This is a genomic window from Marinobacter sp. (assembly GCF_033722195.1).
Lineage (GTDB): Bacteria > Pseudomonadota > Gammaproteobacteria > Pseudomonadales > Oleiphilaceae > Marinobacter.
Map to the genome: position 1 here is coordinate 15,788 of NZ_JAWVZL010000008.1, position 23,916 is coordinate 39,703.

Here is a 23,916-nt window from a genome sequence, read left to right on the forward strand (position 1 = left end):
CAATTCCCGGTCAGAATAGGGGGTTGTCCCAGCCGGAGCCCGCCATGACCGAACTCAAAGCCCTCACTCCCCACACCGCGATCCGCCGGCAGCAGGCCCGTCGGGATGGTGGTCAGCGCCGGCGGCTGCGGGCGTTCCTGCCGGAGCTGGTGACCCTGGAACGGGTGCTGGCGCAGGCGCCGGAGTCGGTGCAGACGCGGGTACTGGCGGAAGTGGAGGTGAAAGACCTGACCCTGCCCTTGTACCGGGTGGATCTGGGCAGTGAGGACCCGGCCGCGCCGGTGGTGTTGCTGGTGGGCGGCGTCCATGGGCTGGAGCGGATCGGCAGCCAGGTGGTGACCGCCTGGCTGGAAAGCCTGTTGGCCCGCCTGGGCTGGGACCGGCACCTGGCGCGCCTGCTGGAGCAGGTCCGCGTCACCGTGCTGCCCTTGCTCAACCCCGGCGGCATGTACCTGAACCAGCGCAGCAACCCCAACGGTGTCGACCTGATGCGCAACGCCCCGATCGCGGCCCAGGGCCACAGCACCTTTCTGCTGGGTGGCCAGCGGCTGTCCCCCAGACTGCCCTGGTACACCGGCCGGCCGGAACAGGGCATGGAGCCGGAGAGTCAGGCGCTGGCGGAAGTCATTGAGGAGATGCTGCCGGGACGGCCGCTCAGTCTGTCGCTCGACTGCCATTCCGGCTTTGGCTGGCAGGACCAGATCTGGTTCCCCTACGCCTACCGCCGCCGGCCCATGCGCCGGATCGAGACGGTGATGGCACTGAAGCTGACCTGGGAGCAGGCCTACCCCAACCACCCCTACGTGTTTGAACCCCAGTCCCGCCATTACCTCACCCACGGTGATCTCTGGGACCACTTCTACAAACAGGTCAATCGCAGCGGCGACGGCACCTTCATTCCGCTGACCCTGGAAATGGGATCCTGGCGCTGGATCCGCAAACGCCCCCGCCAGCTGCTGCGGCTCAACGGCCTGTTCAATCCGCTGGTCCCACACCGGCAGCGGCGGGTACTGCGCAGCCACCTGGCTTTAATGGACTTCCTGCTCAGCGCCGCCGCCAGCCATGAAAGCTGGTTGCCGGGGGAGCGCGAGGCGAGCATGCTCAGGGAAGCGGCCATCATGCACTGGTACCGGGAGAATCACTGATCATGCACTGGATTCTGCTGCGGGGTCTGACCCGTGAGCAGGCCCACTGGGGGGACCTGCCGGAGCGCCTGGCGGCGTCGCTGCCGGAGCATCGCTTCCATACCCTGGATCTGCCTGGCACCGGTAACCGATACCGGGATACCAGTCCCTGGACGATTGCCGGTATCCGCCAGCGAGTGGCGCAGGCAGCGGCGCACATTCCACCGCCCTACGGCCTGATCGCGCTTTCCATGGGTGGCATGGTGGCGCTGGACTGGGCCCAGGCGGAGCCCCGCGGGCGCATACAGTACCTGGTGTTGATCAACACCAGTGGCGGATTCAGCCCGCCCTGGCAGCGCTTCCGTCCGTCCGCGCTGCCCGCCGTTGTCCGCCTGCTGAGCCGGCGTGAACTGTTCGACCGGGAGGCCGGCATCCTGGCGCTGACATCCAACCGGCCGGTGGCCACGGAAACCGTTAAACGCTGGTACAGCATCCAGCGCCAGCGGCCGGTCAGCCGCCAGAACGCCCTGCGCCAGCTCACCGCCGCCGCCCGGTACCGGCCCAGGGCCCAGCGGCCCTTGCCGGATGCGCTGGTACTGGCCAGCCGTGGTGACCGCATTGTCGACTGGCGCTGCAGCCGGGCCCTGGAGCAGCGCTGGCAGTGGCGATTGCAGGTGCACCCACATGCCGGCCATGATCTGCCGCTGGATGCCCCGGACTGGGTGGTGGCGCAGATCGTGGCCTACCTGCGGGGGCAGGCGTAAGTTCTTGACGCCGAGACGCGGCGGCGGCAGTCTCTGGTTGTGGAATTGATTCGTTCCCTAACAAAAAGAGGCCGTCATGAAGATCTATGAAACCAAAACTGCCCCCAATCCCCGCCGCGTTCGCATGTTCATGGCGGAGAAAGGCCTGCTGGAGAAAGCCGAGTTTGTCCAGGTCGACCTGCTCAAGGGTGAGAACCTGACACCCGAGTACGCCGCCCGTAACCCGATGAAAAAAGTGCCGGTGATGGAGCTGGACGACGGTACCTGCATCAGCGAGACCATGGCCATCTGCCGCTACTTCGAGGAGAGTTACCCGGAGACTCCGCTGTTGGGCCGCTCGCCACTGGAGAAGGCCCAGATCGAACAGTGGCTGCGCTGGATCGAATTCTACTTCTTCATGCCCACCGGCATGTGCTTCCAGCACACCAGCGGTTACTTCAAGGACCGTATGAACCCCATCAAGGAGTGGGGCGAGGAATGCCGTACCACCGTCGAGAAATTCTTCCATTTCCTCGACAAGCAGCTGGCAGAGCGGGAATACATCTGCGGCGAGGCGTTCACCGCCGCCGACATCAATGCCTTTACCACCATCGACTTCAACAAGGTCAACAACATCCGTATCCAGCCCGAGCAGACCCATCTGCAGGCCTGGTATGACCGCATCAAGGCCCGGCCCTCGGCACGGGTGTGAAGGGAGCAAGCCATGATCGACGTATACAGCTCACCGACGCCCAACGGCCACAAGGTCACCGTGGCACTGGATGAAATGGGTGTGGAGTACAACCTGATCGGGGTGGACCTGTCCAAGCAGGAACAGAAAACCCCGGAATTCCTCAAGCTCAACCCCAACGGCCGCATTCCGGTGATCGTGGACAGGGAAAACGACGACTTCGTGGTGTTCGAATCCGGTGCCATCATGATCTACCTGGGGGAAAAATACGGCCAGTTCTATCCCGCCGACCCCAAGGTGCGCTCCCGTGTGCAGCAATGGCTGATGTTCCAGATGGGCGGGGTCGGGCCCATGATGGGCCAGGCCAACGTCTTCTACCGCTACTTTCCGGAGAAGATCCAGCCCGCCATCGAGCGTTACCAGAAGGAATGCCGGCGCCTGTTCGAGGTACTGGACGGCCGCCTGGCGGAATCGCCCTACCTGGCCGGTGATGAGTACACCATCGCCGATATGGCCAACTGGTGCTGGGTGCGCACCCACCGCTGGTCGGGGGTCGAGATCGACGGACTCGATCACCTCAAGCGCTGGCTCGACGAACTCGCCGAGCGCCCCGCCTGCCAGAGCGGCATCTCCAAACCCGGCAAAATCAAGGACGCCGCGGAGCTGGTCAGGCATGCCCAGACCATGGTGACTCGCTAGATGTTTGACCCTCGCCCGAGCTATGCTCGGGCTGTCCCTTGCTAGAAGAACAGCTCCTTCAGCTTGGCGCCGGGATCCGGCGCCCGCATGAAGGATTCGCCCACCAGGAAACCGTAGATACCCTGGTCGGTCATGGCGGTGACGTCCTCCCGGGTCAGGATGCCGCTTTCGGTGATGGTGAGGCGGTTGCCGGGGATGCGGCCATGCAGCTCGAACGTGGTGTCCAGCGACACTTCAAAGCTGTGCAGGTTGCGGTTGTTGATGCCGACCAGCGGTGTGGTCAGGGTGAGGGCGTCGTCCATTTCCTCGCCGTTGTGAACCTCCACCAGCACGTCCAGGCCGATCTCCCGGGCAATGCCTTCCAGTTCCTGCAGCTGGGTGCGGGTCAGGCAGGCGGCGATCAGCAGCACGCAGTCGGCGTTCAGGGCCCGGCTCTCGTAGATCTGGTAGGGCGCCACCATGAAGTCCTTGCGAATCACCGGCAGCTCACAGGCATTGCGGGCAGCGGTCAGGTAGTCCTCGTGGCCCTGGAAGAAGTCCTGGTCGGTGAGTACCGACAGGCAGGCGGCGCCGGCGTCGGCATAACGTTCGGCAATGGCCGCAGGCTCGAACGGATCCCGCAGTACGCCCTTGCTGGGGGAGGCCTTCTTGATTTCTGCGATGACCGCCGGGCGGCGTTGCTCGATCCGGCTCCGAAGGGCACCTTCAAAGCCCCGTGCCGGTGGCTGGTCGCCGGCTCGCGCCTTCAGGTCCGCCACGGTGGCGCTGCGCTTGCGGTGCTCGATTTCCTCCCACTTGCGGCTGACGATCTTGCGCAGGATGGTGGGGGTACGGTCGTTGTGTCGGTCGGTCATCGGGTCGCTCAGTCGAAACAGTGGGAGAAGTCGGCCAGCTCGGACATCTTGCCTGCCGCCAGACCGCTGCCCATGGCGTCCTGGGCCATGTCCACGCCGTGGGCCAGGGTGTCGGTCAGGCCGGCAATGTAGATGGCGGCGCCGGCGTTCAGGGCGACCAGGTCCCGGGCCTTCTCGGCCATGTCATCGTGGCCGCGGCCAAAGGCGGCGCGGATCAGCTTCAGCGAGTCCTCGGCGGTGTTTACGTCCAGGCCCACCAGCGACTGGCTCTTGATGCCCAGCTCCTCGGGGGTAATCTGGTATTCCCGGATTTCGCCGTCCCTGAGTTCCGCCACGTGGGTGGCGGCGGCGAGGCTGATCTCGTCCAGGCCGTCGTTGGAATGCACCACCATGATGTGCTCGCTGCCCAGCTTCTGCAGCACCTCCGCCATGGGCCGGCACAGGGCGCGGCTGAATACGCCGATGAGCTGGCGTTTGACGCCGGCGGGATTCGTCATTGGCCCGAGGATGTTGAAAATGGTGCGCATGCCCAGTTCCTTGCGGGGGCCGATGGCGTGTTTCATGGCGCCATGGTGTGCGGGCGCGAACATGAAGCCGACACCGATCTGCTCGACGCAGCGGGCGACGTGTTCGGGGGTCAGGTTCAGGTTGATGCCGGCCTGTTCCAGCAGGTCGGCGCTGCCGCTCTTGGAGGACACCGCGCGGTTGCCGTGCTTGGCGACAAAACCGCCGGCGGCGGCCACGACGAAGGCGGAGGCGGAAGAGACGTTGAACAGGTTGGCGCCGTCGCCGCCGGTCCCGACGATGTCGATCAGCGGCTCGGCCTTGATGCTGACACCGGTGACCAGTTCCCGCATGACTTCGGTGGCGCCGGTGATCTCGTCGATGGTCTCGCTCTTGAGGCGCAGGCCCATGAGAAAGGCGCCGATCTGGGCGTCGGTGGCTTCGCCTTTCATGACGATGCGCATGGCCTGCTTCATTTCGTCACGGGTGAGATCGAGGTTGCCGGCGATGCGGTTGAGCGCTTCTTTCATGTCCATGGGTGGCGGTCTCTTGATCCGGTGAATGCTTTTTGGGTTCCTGCTGAGTTGCTATAGCTTAGCAAGTTGCCCTGTTTCCTGCTTTTCTCGTGTTATTAGGCTTTTTTGGGTGCCGAGCTTGCTGGGTTCCGGAGCACCGGGGCCAGGTGGGGGCTGTTTCTCCACTCCGCCAGACGGTACTTCCCTGTACCGGCTGGCGGTCCGCGGCATCCATGCCGCTGTTCCGAAACAACCCCCATCCGGCCCCGCCATAGTTCTGAATAGCCTGACCGACCCTCCGCTGCAGTTTTTTGCATGATCCCGCGTGTTTGCAGGTCATCTATGAGGACGGTACGGGGGACTACCTTTCCGGACCGTCTGCAGCCAAGGATGGCTGCAGCCGAGCCCTACAGGGACGTATTTACGGGCGTGTCCGGAAAGGTAGTCCCCCGTGGCGGCCGGGCTCAGCTGGAAGCACCGTTCTTTTTCGGTTCAGAGCTTCAGAAAATTCCGCAGCAGCTCATGCCCCTGCTCGGTCATGATGGACTCCGGGTGGAACTGCACTCCCTCGATGGGCAGGGTCTTGTGTCTGACCCCCATGATTTCCTCCACCGAGCCATCCTCATTCCGGGTCCAGGCGGTGACTTCCAGGCAGTCCGGCAGCGTGTTCTTGTCGATCACCAGACTGTGGTAGCGAGTCGCCTGCAGCGGATTGTTGAGGCTGTGGAACAGGCCCTGATCCGAGTGATACACCGGCGACACCTTGCCATGCATCACTCGGCCGGCCCGTATGACATCGCCGCCGTAGACCTGGCCTATGGCCTGATGGCCCAGGCAGACCCCCAGGATTGGCAGCTTGCCGGCGAAATGCCGGATGGCTTCCAGGGAGATGCCCGCCTCGTTGGGGGTACAGGGGCCGGGGGAAATCACCAGCCGCTCCGGGTTCATCTTCTCGATGTCCGCCACCGAGATTTCATCGTTCCTCACCACCTGCACGTCCGCCCCCAGCTCCGCCAGGTACTGCACCACGTTGTATGTAAAGGAGTCGTAGTTATCGATCATCAGCAACATCGGTCGTCTCCCCGCCTCAGTGGTCGAAATCGTTCAGGGTCATGGCCACTGCGCGGAAAATCGCACGGCCCTTGTTCATGGTTTCTTTCCATTCCAGTTTGGGAACCGAATCCGCCACTACACCGGCACCGGCCTGGATGTGCAGGGTGTTGTCCTTGATCACCGCCGTGCGGATGGCGATGGCGGTGTCCATGTTGCCGTTGTACGACAGATAGCCCACTGCGCCCCCGTAGACGCCGCGCTTGACCGGCTCCAGTTCGTCGATGATCTCCATGGCGCGGATCTTGGGGGCGCCGCTCAGGGTGCCGGCGGGCAGGGTGGCCCGCAGCACGTCCATGCAGGACATGCCGGCCTTGAGGCGCCCGGTGACGTTGGAGACGATGTGCATGACGTGGGAGTATCGCTCCACCGCCATCTTTTCGGTCAGCCTTACGGTGCCGGTTTCGCAGACCCGGCCGGCATCGTTGCGGCCCAGGTCGATGAGCATCAGGTGCTCGGCGATTTCCTTGGGGTCCGCCACCAGCTCCGCTTCCATGGCGCGGTCCTCGGCATCGGTGGCGCCGCGCTTGCGGGTGCCGGCAATGGGGCGCACGGTGACTTCGTCATCCTCCACCCGGGCCAGGATCTCCGGCGACGAGCCCACCACCTGGAAGTCCCCCAGGTCGAGGAAATACATGTAGGGGGAGGGGTTGAGCACCCGCAGGGAGCGGTAGAGGTTCAACGGCGGTGCTTCGAACGGAATCGACATGCGCTGGGAGATCACCGTCTGCATGACATCGCCGTCCAGCACGTATTTCTTGATCCGGTCGACAGCGGCCTCGAACTTTTCCTGGCTGAAGCCGGACACGAAGTCGGTTTCGTCCACGGTGGTGCCCCGCAGGTGAGCGGGTGTGACCGGGGCGTCGGCCACCTGCCGGTGCAGGCGCGCCTCCAGCTCGTCGAGTTTCGTCTGCGCCGCCTCGTAGGCGCCGGGCTGGTCCGGGTCGACGTGGCTGATCAGGTGCAGGCGGCCCCGCAGGTTGTCGAACACCACCAGGTCGTCCGAGACCATCAGCAGGATGTCCGGGGTGCCGATTTGGTCCGGCGGGCAGGTGTCCGCCAAGCGCTTTTCGATGAAGCGCACGGTGTCGTAGCCGAAGTAACCCACCAAGCCGCCGTTGAAACGGGGCAGCTCCGGCAGATCCGGCGCGCGAAAACGGTCATGGTAGCTTTCGACAAAGCTCAGAGGGTCGTCGCTGGTGTGTTCTTCCACAACCTGGCCGTCACGGCTGACGGTGATCCGAGCGCCTTGGATCTGCAGCACCTCGCGGCAGGGCAGACCGATGATGGAATAGCGGCCCCATTTCTCACCGCCTTGAACGGACTCCAGCAGATAGGAGTAGGGGCCACTGGCCAGCTTGAGGTAGGTGCTAAGGGGAGTGTCCAGATCGGCCAGCACTTCCCGGTAGACGGGAATACGGTTAAAGCCGGCGTCGGCGAGCGCCGCGAATTGCTCGGGTGTCATAGCGTTGGTCCTGCATTCTGATCTGCGGTCCGAGGCGCCGGCACATGGGTGCCTGCGGTCGGGTGGGGCGCGGTGGTGTCCCTTCAGCGGGGCAGCCCAGGCCGCGTGGCTGGTGTCAGCCGGTGCGCCATCGCCACCATCGTGTGGCCCGGGTGATCAATACCCCGCGGGCGGCAGTCAGATTCAGTCCCTGCACGTAAGGCTCTCCCGAACGCGTTCGCAAGTGAAAGTAAGCAGGCATGAGATTACAAAAGCTCCGCCAGTGAATCAACCACAATATCGGCGCCCAGATCGTCCGCGGTGCCGCCGTAATTGTAGCCATAACGCACCGCCACCACCGGTATACCGGCGTTGCGGGCCGAGCGCACGTCGGTAATGGAGTCACCCACCATCAGGGTGCTGCCGATACCGCCCCCCAGGAATTCCATGGCATGGTGCAGCGGCGCCGGGTCCGGCTTACGTACCGGCAGGGTGTCGCCGCTGACGGCGATGTCGAACCAGTGGTCCAGCGCCATCATGGTGAGCAGCGGCCCGGTGAAGGCGTGGGGCTTGTTGGTGACCACGCCCAGTGAGCAGCCCCGGGCCCGGGCCTCGGCCAGAAAGGCCTCGACGCCCGGATAGACCCGGGCGCCGGCGCCGTTGAGATCGGTGTAGGCGGCATAGAACAGATCCAGCGCCTGCTTGAACGCCAGTTCCGATACCGCGGGGCCGTGTTCGTAATCGAATTGGCCGGCCAGCGCCCGCCGTACCAGGATGGCGGCGCCGTTGCCCACCCACTGACGCACCCGCTCTTCGCCCGCCACCGGTAGGACCAGGGCGCGCAGCATCTGGTCCACCGCCCCGGCCAGATCCGGGGCGCTGTCCACCAGGGTGCCGTCCAGATCCATCAGGATGGTGTCCGGCCAGCGTCCGTTGAACAGGGTTTCCAGTCGCAGTGATGGGGAGTGCTGCACGCCGGCTTACCTCACCTGGGCCAGCTCGGCACGCATCCGGTCAATGGTGGCGCGGTAGTCGTCGGTGTTGAAAATGGCGGAGCCGGCCACGAAGGTGTCAGCACCGGCCGCAGCGATCTCCCGGATGTTGTCCACCTTGACGCCGCCGTCGATCTCCAGCCGGACGTTGTGACCGCTGGCATCAATGCGCTTGCGGGCCTCCCGCAGCTTGTCCAGGGTGCCAGGAATGAAGGCCTGGCCGCCAAAGCCCGGATTGACCGACATCAGCAGGATCATGTCGAGCCGGTCCATGACATAGTCCAGGTGGTTGAGCGGTGTGGCCGGATTGAACACCAGCCCGGCCTTGCAGCCGCCGTCGCGAATCAACTGCAGCGAGCGGTCGACGTGGCGGCTGGCTTCGGGGTGAAAGGTGATGTAAGTGGCGCCGGCGTCGATGAACATGCGAATCAGGTCGTCCACCGGCGACACCATCAGGTGAACGTCGATGGGGGCGGTGACGCCGTGCTTGCGCAGGGCCTCGCACACCATCGGGCCGATGGTGAGGTTGGGGACGTAATGGTTGTCCATGACGTCAAAGTGCACAATGTCGGCACCGGCGGCCAGGACGTTGTCGACTTCCTCGCCGAGTCGGGCAAAATCGGCGGACAGGATGGACGGGGCGATCTGGAACGGATTCATGACGGCTCTCTTAAGCTGACGGCTCTCTTGGGCTGACGGCACTCTCAGGCTGACGGCTCTTTCACGCAGACAGCAGGCAAATGGGTAAGGCGCACTAGTCTAACAGTTTAACGGGCAGTTTGGACGTCTGCAGAAGACGGACACGAGGAGACTCTGGTGAGACAGTTCGGGATGATTTTATGCCTGGCCCTGGTGTGGCTGCAGCCGCTGCTGCTGGCGGCCCAGGAGCAGGAGCAGGAGCCGCCGGAGGCGGCCGGGGAAGGCCGGCCAGGGGCTCCGGCCCCAGCAGAGCGCGTTACAGTCAGTCTTGGCCTTGGCGCCGAAGCTCTGGCCGAGGCCTATCCGGACCAGGCCCGCTGGCTGGACACGGAGGCGGACGCACAGGTGCTGGTGATGTTCGAGAAAGAGCAAACCGCCAGCCCCCGGGGCGCTGTGCTGATTCTTGCGGACGAGGGCCAGGGCGCCAATACCGGTCTTGCCGGTGCCCTGCGCCAGCCCCTGACGCGGGCCGGCTGGGCCGCCATGGCGATGGGGCTGCCGGAGTTGCCGTTGCCGCTGGCCCGGGCCCGACGGCTGCAGGCGATCGCTCCCGGTCAGGGTGGTGACAAGGAAGCTGGCAAACAGGGTGAGGAGCCGTCGGCTGATGACACGGCCCCGACGGACCCGTCGGTGATGATCGATGTCATGGCCGGCGATAACCTGGAGAGCCTTGCCCAGCGCTATGACAGTCAGGTTTTGGCGGGTCTCGATGCCGGTCTCGCCGAATTGCAGGACCAGGGCTATGAGCGCCTGGTGCTGGTGGCTGTGGGCCATGGCGCGGAGCTGGCAGCGAAGAAGGCCCTGGCGGGTGACCGCGGTGTCCAGGCGCTGGTCTGGATCGCGCCGACCTTCGCGGCGGATGCCGAGCGAACCCTGGCGGCCCGGCTGGAAGCCTCGCCGCTGCGGGTTCTGGACCTGGTCAGCAGCCGGCGTGAGGACGACCGCGCCGCTGAACGGGCGGCCTTGATGCGGCGCCAGGGCGTGGCGGACTACAGCCAGCAGCCGGTGGCCATGGCTTCCCGTCCGGAGCGCCACAATGCCCATCAGTTGGCCAACCGTATCCTGGCCTGGCTGGGGCGCTGAGCAGTGCCCTGTCAGCGCTGGTTATGGCGTTTCTTGATCAGCTCCCAGGCCTTCTGATAGCGCAGCAGGCGTTCCTTGGCCAGAGCCAGATCGGCCTCCCCCAGGTCCCGCGCCAGCTTGTCCGGATGGCACTCCGACACCCGCCGACGGTAGGCCCGCTTGATCTTGTCGAACTCCTCCCGGGTGCTCACCCCCAGCAGTTTGCAGGCTTTCTCATAACTGTCGGGCACGGGCTGCAGTTCCGGCCTGGTGATCCAGACCTTGCGGGCATAGCTGTCGAGGATCTCGCCGAGCAGCCGCACCGGCACCCCGATCAGCGCCAGGGCGTCCTCGCAGCGGTAGCGCCGGGCCTTGCCAGGTTTGCCGTGCAGCTGGCAGGCATGGGCCAGGCAGAAAGCCACCCGCAGCGCCGGTGACGGCCAGAGCCGGGTCATCATCCGCAGCCGCAGGCCGGCGTAGCCGGATAGCTCCTCCACCTGCTTGCCACGACTGAAATGCTCGATCGCGCGCCGGCGTTGTCGGGGGCTGAGCCGGAGTGCCTTCATCAGGGCTTCGGCAAAACCGATGTCCGCCGGCGTTACCCGACCCTCGGCCTTGGCGATATGACCCAGGAAAAAGAACAGGCTGCGCCGGCACCAGCCCGGCAGCCGGGTACGGGCAATCAGTTCGTGGGCCTGGTGGCCACAGGCGTTGAGTTCTTCCAGCAGATCGTAGAATTCGTTCTCAAGGCGGATAGGCAACACCGTTTCGGGTCGGGTTCCGGCCATATTCAGAGCCCCTGCCGCAGGCGCTGGTCCAGGTCAGCCAGCCGTGCCGGAGTGCCTATGTCGAACCAGTGGCCGTCATGATACAGGCCCCGCACCTGGCCTTTGGCCATGGCGTCCCGCAGGATCGGCGCCAGCCGGTGCACTCCCGGCGCCAGGTCGTCGAACAGGCTGCGGTGCAGCAGGCTGATGCCGGAGAAAGTTTTCCGGTCCGCTCCCTCGGCCTCCATCCGGCCATCGTCGCGCAGCGCAAAGTCGCCGTCCGGATGGTGTTCGGGGTTGTCCACCAGCACCAGCAAGGCCAGGGTGCCGTCCTCGGGAGGGCTTAACCGGGTCAGCTCGAAATCGCACCAGACGTCGCTGTTGATCACCAGGAACCAGTCCTCGCCACTCTCGGTAAGCAGTGGCAGCGCCTGGCGGATGCCGCCGGCGGTTTCCAGCGGTTCGGACTCCGGCGAGTAGCGGATGCGCAGGCCCCATGCCCGGCCGTCCTGCAGGGCGTTTTCGATCTGCTGGCCCAGCCAGGCATGATTGACGACCACCTCGTTGAAGCCGGCCTTGCGCAGGTGCTCCAGGTGATAATGGATCAGGGGTTTGCCGCCGGCCTCCAGCAGGGGTTTGGGTATGGTCAGGGTGAGCGGGCGCATGCGGGTGCCCAGGCCGGCTGCCAGGATCATCGCACGCATGGTGTCAGGCCCTCCCCTGGGGTGTCGTGCCTGGTGAGAGGCCACTGGCGAGCGCCGGCGTCACCGTCTCCACCAGCCAGTCGTGGAAGTACCGCAGGGCGGGCTGGCGGGCGCTTGCGGTGACCAGGTAGGCGACGGTGCGGGGAATGTCCGCCAGGTACCGGGTCTTGCCGTCGCGGATGCTGAGGCGGGCAAAGATGCCGGCGGCCTTGAGGTGGCGCTGCATACCCATGAGTTCGAACCACTGCCGGAAGCTGGCGGCGTCGACGCGGTGCAGCCCGGCCTCTGCGCTACGCTGCCGGTAGTATTCCAGCCAGTCCTCGACCCTTGCTTCGGGCCAGCGGATGTAACAATCCTTGAGCAGGGATACCAGGTCGTAGGTAATGGCGCCATGGACCGCATCCTGGAAGTCGATCACCCCGGGGGCCTCGGCGTCCTGTCGCACCAGCAGGTTGCGCGAATGGTAATCCCGGTGCACCGGCACCTGGGGTTGCGCCAGCGCGCTCTCCCGCAGGAAAGCGAATGTGGTGTCCAGCATGGCCCGCTCCTGGTCGGACAGCGTCAGGCCCAGTTGCCGTTCGATCAGCCAGTCCGGGAACAGCGCCATCTCCCGGTCCAGCAGGGCGGCGTCGTAGGGCGGCAGGGGATAGTCCGCCGGCGGCGCGCTCTGCTGGATGCGGATCAGCTCATCCATGGCGTGGCGGTAGAGCTCATCGGCGCTGTCGTCATCGAGCCGGGCCAGCATCAGGTCGTCGCCGAAATCCTCCAGCAGCAGGTAGCCCTGGTCCAGATCCTCCGCCAGCACCCGGGGTACCGAAATGCCCTCGCGCTGCCAGGCCCGGGCGATGGCGACAAAGGGGCGGCAGTCCTCGTGGGCCGGCGGCGCGTCCATCACGACGGCGTCGGCACCCTGGTCCGGCGAGGCCCGGAAATAGCGCCGGAAGCTGGCGTCGCCTGCCACCGGCGTCAGGGTGGCGTGGGCAAAGCCGGGCTGCTGGCGAACCCAGTCGGTGACGGCGTTGAGTCGGGTATCCATGGGTATCTGCGGTCCAGTCTGCCAGTGGGGGCGGTGCGGCGGTGGATTCCGGCGCAAGGCTGTCCGGAAAGTTAGCAGATGCCCGGGAGCTGGACAATTGCGCCGGCGCCCGGGCGGTTTCCGTTAACAAGGTCCGGGCCGGCGTGTAAACTAGGCGGTCGAAAATACTGCCGCCCGGCGCCGTCCTACAGGAACCCGACCCAAGTGCCTATCCGCCCCTCCAGCCTGACTGACTGCCCGCCGCGCCACCGGTGCGCCGAGCGGCAGTGGCGATGGGTGGTGGCGCTGGCAGTGACTCTGTCAGCGGCGCCGGTGGCCGGCCAGCAGGCGCCGTCGGCGGCGGCCATGGACTGGCGGCCGCGGGCGGAGCTGCTGCCGGAGCTGCAGGCCCGCCTGCCCGCTTTCTGCGAGGGCGGCTATCTGCCCTCCCGGCAGGATGACATTGCGGGGGCGCCGGCCGGCGCGGAAGGCGAGCAGCCGCCGCTGTTTGCCAGTGGCCTATATGCCCGCTACCAGATCGACCAGTCGCTGTTCCTGGAGGGCGATGTGCGGGTGCGTCAGGGCGCCCTGTCGGTGACAGGTACCGAGGCGGTCTACGATCAGCAGGCCGGCCAGGTCGATCTCACCGGCCCGCTGGTCAGCCGGGGCGAAGGGGTGCTGCTGACCGGCGAGCAGGCCCGCTATGACGTGGAATCCGGTCGCCTCGACATCAATACCGCCACCTTCCTGCTGCACCAGGCCGAGATGCGCGGAACCGCGGACCGGCTGATCCGGCCGGCGCCGGACCGGGTCAGCATCCGCCAGGGCATGCTGACCACCTGTGCGCCGGACCAGAACGACTGGTCCCTGGTGGCCTCGGACATCGAGCTGGACCAGGCCGAGGGCTTCGGGACCGCCCGGAATGTGCGCCTGGAAATCAAGGATGTGTCGGTGTTCTACTGGCCCTACGCCAGCTTTCCCATCGACGAGCGCCGCAAGACCGGTTTCCTGTACCCGGCCTTCGGCACCTCCAATACCGGCAGCGGCGCCTTCGTGTCGGTTCCCTATTACCTGAACCTGGCGCCCCATTACGACGCAACCCTGAACCCGCAGTATATCCACGGTCGCGGCCTGTTCACCGAGCTCGAGGGCCGCTACCTGAGCCGCTTTGGCCAGTCCGACCTGCAGCTGGGCTACATCGGCGACGACCAGGCCTACGCCGACGAGGAGCCCGGCAACGACGCCGAGCGCTGGGCCCTGGACTTCAGCAGCCGGGCCCGCTTCGCCGAGCGCTGGCAGGGTTTCGCCGACTATTCGGTGGTGTCCGACAACGACTACCTCAGCGACCTCAACCGCACCCTGGACATCGCCCAGGAAACCCATCTGCTGCGCCAGGGGGGCGTTCGCTATGTGGGTGACAACCAGTTTTTCGAGACCTACCTGAACGGCTACCAGACCATCGCCGACCGCATCGCCGAACAAAACCGGCCCTACGACCAGCTGCCGGAAATTCTCTACGGTGCCCAGTACGACTGGGGGGTATGGCAGACCGGGCTGGAGTCCCAGTACACCTACTTCCACCGGGACAACGCCAACCTGACTGGCCTTGACCGGGCCAACGGCCAGCGCCTGCGACTGCTGCCGGAGCTGGCGCTGTCCATGCGCCAGGTCTGGGGCTACTCCCGGCCCTCGGTCACCCTGGACTACACCCGCTACGAGCTGGAGGACTACACTGCCGGTCAGCCCTCGTTCGACCGCACGGTGCCGGTGTTCGAGTGGGACAACGGGCTGTATTTCGACCGCCGGGGCGAACTCTTCGACCTGGCCTATAACCAGACCCTGGAGCCCCGGCTCTACTACGCCTGGGCCGATGCCGACCGCCAGGACGAGATCCCGGATTTCGACACCGCCCTCACGAGCTTCAGTTTCGATGAACTGTTCGAGCGCAACCGCTTCACCGGCGGCGACCGGGTCGGCGACACCAACCAGCTCACCGCCGCTGTCAGCACCCGCTTCAACGACCTGCGCACCGGCGCCGAGCGGGCGCTGTTCAGTATCGGCCAGGTCTACTACTACGATGACCGGGAGGTCTCCCTGGCGGGTCAGGGCGCGGCCACCCGCAGCGACTCCGCGCTCGCCGGCGAGGCCGTGCTGCGCCCGCTGGACACCCTCGACATCCGGGCCAGCGGGCTGTGGGATCCCCGTAACCATAAAACCCAGCAGGGCCGCAGCCAGCTGGTGTTCCATTCCGAGGATTACCGCTACCTGGCCACCCTGGGACACACCTACCGCAGGCAGGAATTCGAACAGGCGGATATTGGCGCGGTTTTTCCTGTCTCAGACCGTGTTAGTCTGATTGGCCGCTGGGTCTACGACGCCCGCACCGATCGCACCGCCGGCTCCCTGGCCGGCATCGAATACAACAACTGCTGCTGGAGCCTGCAGCTGGTGAGCCAGAATTACCTCACTGACGAAGGCACCCTGGACAACCGGATCCTGTTCCAGATCCAGCTCAAAGGGCTGGGTGGCAGCGGTGATGCGTCCGACCGGATTGCCGACGCAATCATCGGGTATGACGAGCGCGAACGACGCCGCTTCAATCCGGCCCTGAGATGACCGGAAGGCGGTACTGGCATGTTTCAACTGAGGTGTTTATGAAGGTAACCCTGCGTCACGGCACTCAAGCCGTTGTTTTCCTGCTGGCGCTTGTCATGGCGGCCACCGCCGGTGCGGAGCGCAAGCCCCTGGACTCGGTGATCGCCATTGTCGATGACGAGGTCATCCTGCAGTCCCAGCTGGACGCCAGGGTGCGCACGGTGGTGTCCCGTCTCAGCGCCCAGGGCACCCGCCTGCCGCCCCGGGAGGTGCTGGAGCAGCGGGTGCTGGAGCAACTGGTCACCGACACCATCCAGCTCCAGCGTGCCGAGCAGATGGGCATGCGCATCAGCGACAACGAACTCAACGACACCATGCAGAACATTGCCGCCCGCAATAACATGACGCTGTCCCAGTTCGAGGCCCAGCTCAAGCAGGAAGGCCTGACCTACCGCGAGGCCCGTGAGCAGATCCGTCGCGAGATGCTGATCAGCCGGGTGCAGCAGCGCAGTGTCGACAACCGGGTCCGGGTGACCCCGCGGGAGGTGCAGAACTTCATCGCCGCCTCGGCCGGAACCAGCAACTCCGGCGTGGAGTACAAGCTGGCCCATATTCTGGTGGCGGTGGATGACTTCAACGACATCGAGGAAGTGGAGGCCGCCAAGAACGAGGCCGAGAGCCTGCGTCGGGAGATTCTCGCCGGCCGCGACTTCCAGGAGGTGGCGGTGGCCGAGTCCGACGCCAGCAATGCCCTGGAAGGGGGTGTCATGGGCTGGCGGCCGGAGAGCCAGCTGCCCTCCCTGGTGGAGGACGTGGCCCCTGAGCTGGCGGTGGGTGAGCCGTCCCGGGTGCTGCGCAGTGGCAGCGGTTTCCATATCGTCACGGTGCTGGACCGTCGCGGCGGCGACCAGACCATGGTGGAGCAGTCCAAGGTCCGCCATATCCTGATCCGGCCCACCGAGACTGTCTCCGACACCCGCGCCGAGGAGCGCATCAACGAACTGTACGACCAGCTCCAGGCCGGCGCCGATTTTGCCGAGCTGGCCCGGGAGTATTCCGACGATCCGGTGTCCGGCTCCGATGGCGGCAACCTGGGCTGGGTCAGTCGCGGCCAGATGGTGCCGGCATTCGAGACCGCCATGCTGGAAGCCGATGTGGGTGAACTCAAGGGGCCTTTCCGGTCCCGCTTTGGCTGGCACATTTTGCAGGTTGAGGAGCGCCGGCAGAAGGACATCGGCGGCGAACTGAAAGAAGCCGAGGCCCGCCAGGCGCTGTACCGCCGCAAGTACGAGGTGGAGCTGCAGAACTGGCTGCGGGAAATCCGCGACGAAGCCTATGTCGAATTCAAGACCGAGGACGGGGACGAGGAGAACTCATGACCTCAGTGGTCACCCTGGCGCTGACCGCCGGCGAGCCCGCCGGCATCGGCCCTGAGCTTTGCCTGCAGCTGGCCGCCGATGCCCGGGAGGTGGGTGTGGTGGTGGTTGCCAGTGCGGACCTGATGGCGGCCCGGGCCCGTCAGATGGGCCTGGCGGTTGAGCTGGTGCCCTGGCAGCCGGGCCAGGTGGCGGAAACCGCCGCCGGCCGGCTCTCGGTCTACCACGTCGATGGCCTGGCCAGTGACCAGCCGGGCCGCCCGGATCCGGGCAACAGCGCCTATGTGCTGGCCACGCTGGAAACCGCCACCCGCGGCTGCCTTGATGGCCGCTTCGACGGCATGGTCACGGCTCCGGTCCACAAGGGCGTGATCAACGACGCCGGCATTGCCTTCAGCGGCCACACCGAATTCCTGCAGCAGCTTTGCGGGGTGGAGCGGGTGGTCATGATGCTGGCCACCGACGAGCTCCGGGTGGCGCTGGTGACCACCCACCTGCCGCTGAAGGACGTCGCCGCCGCCATCACGCCGGAGCGCCTGGGCCAGGTGGCCCGTATCCTGGATGCGGACCTGCGGACCTTCTTCGGCATTGCCCGGCCCCGGGTGCTGGTGGCGGGCCTGAACCCCCATGCCGGCGAGGGCGGCCACCTGGGCCGGGAGGAGATCGAGGTGATCGAGCCCACCCTGTCTAGGTTGCGCGCCGAGGGCCTGACCCTGACCGGTCCGCTGCCGGCGGATACCCTGTTCACGCCGCACTGGCTGGACCAGGCCGACGCAGTACTGGCGATGTATCACGACCAGGGGTTGCCGGTGCTCAAGTACCAGGGCTTCGGGCGGGCGGTCAATATCACCCTCGGGCTGCCCATCGTGCGCACCTCGGTGGATCACGGTACTGCCCTGGACCTGGCCGGCACTGGCCGCGCCGACAGGGGCAGCCTGGACACCGCCATCCGGGTTGGTGCTCGGATGGCCCGCAGCCATCGGGAGGCCCGCCCATGAGCCGGCCAGCGGGACACCAGGCCCGGAAGCGCTTCGGCCAGAATTTCCTGCAGGACCCGGGCGTGATCGAACGTATCGTGCGGGCCATCAACCCCAAGCCCGGCGAGGCCATGGTGGAGATCGGGCCCGGCCTGGGCGCACTGACCGAGGAAATCCTCGCGGACAATCCCCGGTTGCAGGTGGTGGAGCTGGACCGGGACCTGGTGCCGGTGCTGCGCACCAAATTCTTCAACTACCCGGATTTTCGCATCCACGAGGCGGACGCCCTGAACTTCGACTTCCGGCAGCTGGCATCCGACCAGCCGCTGCGGATCGTGGGCAATCTGCCCTACAACATCTCCACGCCGCTGATCTTCCACCTGCTGTCACAGGCGGACGCCATCAGGGACATGCACTTCATGCTGCAGAAGGAAGTGGTCCTGCGCATGGCGGCGGTACCGGGGGACAACAACTACGGCCGGCTCGGTATCATGACCCAGTACTTCTGCCGGGTGCAGCCGCTGTTCGAGGTGGGCCCGGGTGCGTTCCGGCCGTCGCCCAAAGTGGATTCGGCCATTGTCCGGCTGGTACCTCATCAGACCCTGCCGCACCCGGCCCGTGATCTGCCGACCCTGCAGATGGTGGTGCGCACCGCCTTCAACGCCCGCCGCAAGACCCTGCGCAAGGCGCTGGCCGGGCTGGTCACGGTGGCGGATCTGCAGCAGCTGGGCATCGATGACGGCCTCAGGCCGGAGAACCTGTCCCTGGCCCAGTACGTGGCCATTGCCGACCACCTGGTGGAGCAGGGTACTACGGGCCCAAACCAGAATGAGGGGGAGCATGACTGATTACGCCATTGGTGACATCCAGGGCTGTTACCAGCCGCTGCGCAAACTGCTTGAGCAGGTTGACTTCTCACCGTCCCGGGACCGGCTCTGGGTGGCAGGTGATCTGATCAACCGGGGCCCGGAGTCCCTGCAGTCCCTGCGCTACATCGAGAGCCTGGAAGCCTCCGCGGTGGTGGTGCTGGGCAACCACGACCTGCACCTGCTGGCGGTGATCCTGGGCGGCCACAAGCTGCGGAACAAGGACACCCTGGACGACATCCTGGCGGCGCCGGACCGTGACCGGCTGGTGGAGTGGCTGCGCCAGCAGAAACTCTGCGTCTATGACCCGGACCGCAACTACTTCATGAGCCATGCCGGCCTGCCCCACATCTGGTCAGTGGACGATGCCCTCGGCTATGCCAAGGAGCTTGCCACCATCATTCGTGGCCCCGATGCCGGCATCTACTTCACCAACATGTACGGCAACCAGCCGGAGCGCTGGGACCGCAGCCTCACCAGCATGGACCGGTGGCGGATGATCACCAACTATTTCACCCGCATGCGGTTCATCGCCGAGGACGGCACCCTGGAGCTGTCCGCCAAGGAGTCCGCCGAGGAGGCGCCGGAGGGCTTTGCACCCTGGTTCAGTTATCCAAGACAGGATGACGTTCGTATCATCTTTGGCCATTGGGCCGCGCTGGAAGGCCGCACCGGGGATTCCCGCTATATCGGCCTGGACACCGGCTGCGTCTGGGGTGGCGCCCTTACCCTGATGAACCTGGACACCGGAGAGAAAACCCGCTGTGAGTGCTAGCCCGGGCCTGACCTTACGCTGGCCGCTGCTGCTGGGTGCCGCCTTCGCGCTCACCTCGGTGATGGCGGGGGCCTTTGGCGCCCATGGCCTGCGGGCGCTGGTGAGTGAGCGCAGTCTTGAAATCTTCCAGACCGGCGCCACCTATCAGATGTACCATGCTCTGGCCCTTTGCGGGCTGTCGCTGCTCTCCGGTTTTCATCTGTCCCGTCGACTGCTGGCGCTGGCGGCCGGTTTCATGACCGCGGGCATCCTGTTGTTCAGTGGCAGCCTGTATCTGCTGGTACTCACCGCGACCCCGGCCCTGGGTGCGGTGACGCCTGTTGGCGGGGTCTGTTTCATGATTGGCTGGGGCCTGCTGGTGGCCAGCGCCTGGCAGCGGCCCGGGTCTGTTTAGGAGTTCTGACGATGATGGAAATCCAGCTCAACGGTGAGCCCCTGGAGGTTCCGGCCAATGCCACCATTGCCGATCTGCTGGATCAGCTGTCCATCCGTGGCCGGCGTCTGGCGGTGGAGGTCAACGAAGACATAGTGCCCCGCAGCAGCCACAGCGAGTATACCCTCAGCCCCGGCGATCGCGTCGAGGTGGTGCATGCCATCGGGGGTGGCTAGCGCGTTGCAGAGCAACAACCAGCGCCCGATCCACTCCATGCTTACAACAAAAGGTGCAGTATGAGCGACGACAGCAAGCGGCCCCTGCCGGAAGACAAACCCCTGATCATTGATGGTCGCCAGTACAACTCCCGTCTGCTGGTGGGTACCGGTAAATACCGGGACCTGACCGAAACCGGCCACGCCATAGAGACCAGCGGTGCCGAGATCGTGACTGTCGCGGTCCGGCGCACCAACATCGGCCAGAACCCGGACGAGCCCAACCTGCTGGATGTGGTGTCGCCGGAGCGCTACACCATCCTGCCCAACACCGCCGGCTGCTACACCGCCAAGGACGCGGTCCGTACCTGCAAACTGGCCCGGGAACTGCTGGACGGCCACGACCTGGTTAAGCTGGAAGTGCTGGGGGAGGAAAAGACCCTCTACCCCAACATGACCGAGACCCTGGTGGCGGCGGAAGAGCTGGTCAGGGACGGCTTCAAGGTGATGGTCTACTGCTCCGACGACCCGCTGCTGGCCAAGCGCCTGGAGGAGATCGGCTGCATCGCCATCATGCCGCTGGGCGCCCCCATCGGGTCCGGCCTGGGCATCCAGAACCGCTACAACATCCGCCTCATCGTTGAGAACGCCAGGGTGCCTGTATTGGTGGATGCGGGCGTGGGCACCGCCTCCGACGCCACCATCGCCATGGAGCTGGGCTGTGATGGGGTGCTGATGAACACCGCCATCGCCCTGGCCCAGGACCCCATCCGCATGGCCAAGGCGATGCGGCTGGCGGTGGAGGCTGGCCGCGATGCCTACCTCTCCGGCCGGATGCCGAAAAAGCTGTACGCCAGTGCGTCCTCGCCCCTGGACGGTACCTTCTTCTGACCGCCGCTTTCCGATGCCTGTACCCCGGCCCGGCCGGGGTTAGCGGAGTTCCTGCCGTATGAGCCAGACCGAGCCCAGCCGTCGCGACCTTATCCTCCAGGCCCTCGTGGGCCTGCTGGAAACCGATCCCGGTGCCCGTATCACCACCGCCGGTCTGGCCCGCCAGGTGGGCGTCACCGAGGCGGCGCTGTACCGGCATTTTCCCAGCAAGCGCAAGATGTTCGAGCATCTGATCGAGTTTGCCGAGGAGGCGGTCTTCTCCCGCTGCCAGGTGATCCTGCAGGAGCAGGACGATGCCCGCGCCCGCTTGCGGCAACTGGTGCATCTGGTGCTGGTGTTCGCCGAGCGCAATCCGGGCCTGTGCCGGGTGCTGACCGGGGATGCCCTGATGGGTGAGGACGAGGGCCTGCGCCGGCGCGCCTCCCAGTTCTTCGAGCGCCTGGAGACCCAGATTCGCCAGGTTCTCAAGGAGGGCGACATCCGCCAGGGCCTGACACCCCGCACCAGCGCTACCCGGGCCTCGGACTGGGTGATGGTGTACGTGGAAGGCCGCATCCAGCGGTTTGTGCGGTCGTCGTTCGAGCGGGTGCCCAGTGCGGAGTTTGATGAAAGCTGGGGGCTTGTGGCTGAGGGGGTTTGGGGCTGACTGATGGTGCCTGACTCCAAACCTTCCAGGCCCAGGTATTTTCCTAACTAGCGGACTTCAGCAACGACCGAAGCTCATCATAAATCCCGGGCGCACTGATCAGCAGATCCTGCCCCCAAAGGTCGGCGGGCTTGCCCCCCGGCACCTCCGTGAAATGCCCGGCGCTGGCCCCCGCCTCGAGGGCAATCAGGCGGCCGGCGGCGAAGTCCCAGGGGCTGACCGACTCGTAGTAGGCGTCCAGCCGGCCGCAGGCCACCCAGCAGATGTCCAGTGCCGCGGAACCCACCCGGCGCAGGTCGCGGCAGTGGTGGATCATCACCTCGAGCCTTTTTATCAGCGGCGCCAGCTTGTCCTTGGTATAGGGAAAACCGGTGGCGAACAGCGAGTCCCTCGGTTTGGTGGCGCCGCTGTGCTGGATGCTCCGGCCATTGAGGGTGGCGCCTTCGCCACGAACGGCGCGGAAGGTTTCGCCGACAAAGGGCGCATGCACCACCCCCACCTGTACATGACCGCCCTCGGCGTAGGCAATGGAGACCGCCACCTGATGCTGGCCGTAGGCGTAGTTCACGGTGCCGTCGATGGGGTCGATGATCCACAGCGGGCTGTCCAGGTCGGCAGCCTGGCTCTTGTCGGGCCGGGACTCTTCCGACAGGATGCGATGGTCCGGATAGCGCTCGCGGATGGCGTCGGTGATCAGTTTGTCCGCCATCAGATCGGCGTGGGTGACCAGCTCGGTCTGGTCCTTGTAGTCGGTGCGAAGGGGATTGTGTTCCCGCTCGTGTTTGATCAGGTCGCCGGCTTCCCGGGCGAGTTGTTCGGCGAAGTCAGCGATTTCGTGCACGCAGGGCTCCTTGCAGAATTCACAAAAGACAGGCGGTAAACCCGGGGGCCGGGTTCACCGCCACGACGGCTTTTACCGCTTCTACAGCTTTTTCAGCCAGCTCTCCAGTTTGTCCATGGCCAGCTTCAGGCGGGGGCAGGCCTGGTCGATGAAGCCGTCGTCGAGGGCCTGGTCGCCGTAGTCTTGGGCCGCCAGCCTCAGCGCCTCGGCGCCGTCGAAATCCACGAACGCCAGGCGGGCGCTGAGCTGGTCCGGCACGAACCCGAAGTCACTGGCCGGCAGGATGGCAACGCCAATGTCCTCCAGCAAGGATTTGCACAGCGCCGGGCTGGTCTTGATGTCCCGTTTTGCCAGGGCGTCCCGGTAGGCGGAGAAGTCCGGGAACAGGTAGAAGGCGCCCTCCGGCTTCTGGGTGGCCACCTCCATTTCCGTCAGGCGCCGGTGCAGGTATTCCCCCACCACCTTCAGGACCCGACGGGACTGCTTGAGGTATTCGTCCAGGTCGTCACCGCCGTTGAAGGCGGCAATGGCGGCGTGCTGGATGGGGGCACTGGTGGCGGTGTAGGTCTCCGATGCGATGATGGCCATGGCATCCTGCAACGGCCGCAGTTCCCGGGGGAAGATGAAGGTACCCAGGCGCCAGCCACCGGCGCCGGCCCACTTGGACAGACCGGTGCTGATGATGGTGCCCTCCGGGTAGTAGCGGGCGATGGACTTGTGCCGGCCCTCGAAGTGCACTTCGCCGTAGATTTCGTCCGACAACAGGATCAGCCGGTACTTGCGGGCCACATTGGCGATGGCCAGCAACTGGTCGTCAGTGTAGGTGCAGCCGGTGGGGTTGGAGGGGTAGTTGAGGATCAGGATGCGCGGCCGTGACGGGTCGTCCCGGCAGACAATGTCCAGCTCCTCGGCAGTGAGCTGCCAGTTGTTCTCGGCGTGGGTGGGCAGCCAGTGCACCGAGCGGCCGATGATGCGGGCCTGGGGCGCGTACGAGACCCAGCTGGGGCGGGGGATCAGCAGGTCGCCGTAGTAGGCCAGCTGCATGATGAACAGCAGCTCCTTGGAGCCCGGGCCGATCAGCACGTCCTCCCAGCTGCACCGCATGCGCTCACTGCGGCCGATATAGCCGGCGATGGCTTCCCGCAGGGTTTTCAGGCCCTTGACCGGGAGGTAGTCCTTCTCATGGGCGTGGGTCTGTAACGCGGCCACCACCCGGTCCGGCACCGGAAACGGCGACTGGCCCAGGCCCAGCTTGATGATGTCACGGCCCTCAGCGCGGAGCTGGTTGCTCAGCTCGTTGATGCGCAGGGTGGCGGAAGGCTGGATGCCGCGCACGTTGAGGTTGATGGCGTAGTGGTGCTCGTTCTTGCTGTCCATGACTCCAGTCCGTGGTTGCGGGGCGATGCAGTCAGTATAGAAAACCCGACCACCCGATGGG

Annotated in this window: 25 protein-coding genes; 14 read left to right on the plus strand and 11 right to left on the minus strand. The window is 65.6% G+C overall.

Annotated features, from left to right (window positions below; genetic code table 11):
* The first annotated feature begins 44 nt into the window (after positions 1-44).
* The 4 genes from R3280_RS02875 (at position 45) to R3280_RS02890 (ending at position 3,257) form a co-directional block, all read left to right on the plus strand.
* Positions 45-1,145, plus strand: coding sequence for a M14 family zinc carboxypeptidase (locus R3280_RS02875; protein ID WP_318997074.1), 1,101 nt, complete (start codon positions 45-47; stop codon positions 1,143-1,145).
* A gap of 2 nt (positions 1,146-1,147) precedes the next feature.
* Positions 1,148-1,888 (plus strand): alpha/beta hydrolase, encoded by a 741-nt coding sequence (locus tag R3280_RS02880; RefSeq protein WP_318997075.1) that lies wholly within the window; start codon positions 1,148-1,150, stop codon positions 1,886-1,888.
* Positions 1,889-1,964: 76 nt separating this feature from the next.
* Positions 1,965-2,579: a glutathione S-transferase family protein gene (locus R3280_RS02885; RefSeq protein ID WP_318997076.1), complete on the plus strand. Its 615-nt coding sequence runs from the start codon at positions 1,965-1,967 to the stop codon at positions 2,577-2,579.
* A gap of 12 nt (positions 2,580-2,591) precedes the next feature.
* Positions 2,592-3,257 (plus strand): glutathione S-transferase family protein, encoded by a 666-nt coding sequence (locus R3280_RS02890; protein WP_318997077.1) that lies wholly within the window; start codon positions 2,592-2,594, stop codon positions 3,255-3,257.
* A gap of 41 nt (positions 3,258-3,298) precedes the next feature.
* On the opposite strand, the gene trpC is transcribed toward R3280_RS02890, so the two are convergent.
* The 6 genes from trpC to rpe form a co-directional block, all read right to left on the minus strand.
* Positions 3,299-4,111, minus strand: coding sequence for an indole-3-glycerol phosphate synthase TrpC (gene trpC / locus R3280_RS02895; RefSeq protein ID WP_318997078.1), 813 nt, complete (start codon positions 4,109-4,111; stop codon positions 3,299-3,301).
* 8 nt (positions 4,112-4,119) lie between these two features.
* The gene (gene trpD, locus R3280_RS02900) at positions 4,120-5,151 is read right to left on the minus strand and encodes an anthranilate phosphoribosyltransferase (protein ID WP_318997079.1); all 1,032 of its coding nucleotides are present in this window, start codon (positions 5,149-5,151) and stop codon (positions 4,120-4,122) included.
* A 471-nt stretch (positions 5,152-5,622) separates the two neighbouring features.
* Positions 5,623-6,201 (minus strand): aminodeoxychorismate/anthranilate synthase component II, encoded by a 579-nt coding sequence (locus tag R3280_RS02905; RefSeq protein WP_318997080.1) that lies wholly within the window; start codon positions 6,199-6,201, stop codon positions 5,623-5,625.
* Between the two features lie 16 nt (positions 6,202-6,217).
* The gene (gene trpE, locus R3280_RS02910; protein ID WP_318997081.1) at positions 6,218-7,705 is read right to left on the minus strand and encodes an anthranilate synthase component I; all 1,488 of its coding nucleotides are present in this window, start codon (positions 7,703-7,705) and stop codon (positions 6,218-6,220) included.
* 245 nt (positions 7,706-7,950) lie between these two features.
* Positions 7,951-8,658 (minus strand): phosphoglycolate phosphatase, encoded by a 708-nt coding sequence (locus R3280_RS02915; protein WP_318997082.1) that lies wholly within the window; start codon positions 8,656-8,658, stop codon positions 7,951-7,953.
* Between the two features lie 6 nt (positions 8,659-8,664).
* A complete protein-coding gene (gene rpe, locus R3280_RS02920) occupies positions 8,665-9,336 on the minus strand; it encodes a ribulose-phosphate 3-epimerase (protein WP_318997083.1) in 672 nt (223 codons plus the stop codon).
* Between the two features lie 156 nt (positions 9,337-9,492).
* Here rpe and R3280_RS02925 point away from each other — a divergent pair, with 156 nt between their 5' ends.
* Complete coding sequence (locus R3280_RS02925) at positions 9,493-10,458, plus strand: DUF3530 family protein (RefSeq protein WP_318997084.1); 966 nt, start codon at positions 9,493-9,495, stop codon at positions 10,456-10,458.
* 11 nt (positions 10,459-10,469) lie between these two features.
* Here the strand turns inward: R3280_RS02925 and R3280_RS02930 are convergent, their stop codons facing one another.
* Genes R3280_RS02930 through R3280_RS02940 form a run of 3 tightly spaced genes read right to left on the minus strand, consistent with a single transcriptional unit; the run spans position 10,470 to position 12,944 of the window.
* Positions 10,470-11,225: a DnaJ domain-containing protein gene (locus R3280_RS02930; RefSeq protein ID WP_318997085.1), complete on the minus strand. Its 756-nt coding sequence runs from the start codon at positions 11,223-11,225 to the stop codon at positions 10,470-10,472.
* Between the two features lie 2 nt (positions 11,226-11,227).
* A complete protein-coding gene (gene murU / locus R3280_RS02935) occupies positions 11,228-11,908 on the minus strand; it encodes an N-acetylmuramate alpha-1-phosphate uridylyltransferase MurU (RefSeq protein ID WP_318997086.1) in 681 nt (226 codons plus the stop codon).
* A gap of 4 nt (positions 11,909-11,912) precedes the next feature.
* Entirely contained in the window at positions 11,913-12,944 is a 1,032-nt protein-coding gene (locus tag R3280_RS02940; protein ID WP_318997087.1) for an aminoglycoside phosphotransferase family protein, read from the minus strand.
* Between the two features lie 345 nt (positions 12,945-13,289).
* On the opposite strand from R3280_RS02940, the gene R3280_RS02945 reads away from it, so the two are divergent.
* From R3280_RS02945 to slmA, 9 genes are all read left to right on the plus strand, one after another.
* Complete coding sequence (locus R3280_RS02945) at positions 13,290-15,539, plus strand: LPS-assembly protein LptD (RefSeq protein ID WP_318997108.1); 2,250 nt, start codon at positions 13,290-13,292, stop codon at positions 15,537-15,539.
* 38 nt (positions 15,540-15,577) lie between these two features.
* Entirely contained in the window at positions 15,578-16,897 is a 1,320-nt protein-coding gene (locus R3280_RS02950) for a peptidylprolyl isomerase (RefSeq protein WP_318997088.1), read from the plus strand.
* The gene (pdxA, locus tag R3280_RS02955) at positions 16,894-17,892 is read left to right on the plus strand and encodes a 4-hydroxythreonine-4-phosphate dehydrogenase PdxA (protein WP_318997089.1); all 999 of its coding nucleotides are present in this window, start codon (positions 16,894-16,896) and stop codon (positions 17,890-17,892) included. Before R3280_RS02950 ends, pdxA begins: the two co-directional genes overlap by 4 nt.
* Positions 17,889-18,719: a 16S rRNA (adenine(1518)-N(6)/adenine(1519)-N(6))-dimethyltransferase RsmA gene (gene rsmA / locus R3280_RS02960; RefSeq protein WP_318997090.1), complete on the plus strand. Its 831-nt coding sequence runs from the start codon at positions 17,889-17,891 to the stop codon at positions 18,717-18,719. The genes pdxA and rsmA overlap by 4 nt, the downstream gene beginning before the upstream one ends.
* Positions 18,712-19,512: a symmetrical bis(5'-nucleosyl)-tetraphosphatase gene (locus R3280_RS02965; RefSeq protein ID WP_318997091.1), complete on the plus strand. Its 801-nt coding sequence runs from the start codon at positions 18,712-18,714 to the stop codon at positions 19,510-19,512. Before rsmA ends, R3280_RS02965 begins: the two co-directional genes overlap by 8 nt.
* A gap of 61 nt (positions 19,513-19,573) precedes the next feature.
* Entirely contained in the window at positions 19,574-19,906 is a 333-nt protein-coding gene (locus R3280_RS02970) for a DUF423 domain-containing protein (RefSeq protein ID WP_318997109.1), read from the plus strand.
* A 14-nt stretch (positions 19,907-19,920) separates the two neighbouring features.
* Positions 19,921-20,121, plus strand: a complete 201-nt coding sequence (thiS, locus tag R3280_RS02975; RefSeq protein WP_318997110.1) for a sulfur carrier protein ThiS — start codon at positions 19,921-19,923, stop codon at positions 20,119-20,121.
* Positions 20,122-20,181: 60 nt separating this feature from the next.
* Complete coding sequence (locus tag R3280_RS02980) at positions 20,182-20,991, plus strand: thiazole synthase (protein WP_318997092.1); 810 nt, start codon at positions 20,182-20,184, stop codon at positions 20,989-20,991.
* Between the two features lie 58 nt (positions 20,992-21,049).
* Positions 21,050-21,637, plus strand: a complete 588-nt coding sequence (slmA, locus tag R3280_RS02985; RefSeq protein ID WP_318997093.1) for a nucleoid occlusion factor SlmA — start codon at positions 21,050-21,052, stop codon at positions 21,635-21,637.
* 43 nt (positions 21,638-21,680) lie between these two features.
* Here slmA and R3280_RS02990 read toward each other — a convergent pair whose 3' ends face one another.
* Complete coding sequence (locus R3280_RS02990; RefSeq protein ID WP_318997094.1) at positions 21,681-22,478, minus strand: inositol monophosphatase family protein; 798 nt, start codon at positions 22,476-22,478, stop codon at positions 21,681-21,683.
* An 81-nt stretch (positions 22,479-22,559) separates the two neighbouring features.
* Entirely contained in the window at positions 22,560-23,855 is a 1,296-nt protein-coding gene (locus R3280_RS02995; RefSeq protein ID WP_318997095.1) for a pyridoxal phosphate-dependent aminotransferase, read from the minus strand.
* Positions 23,856-23,916 lie beyond the last annotated feature (61 nt).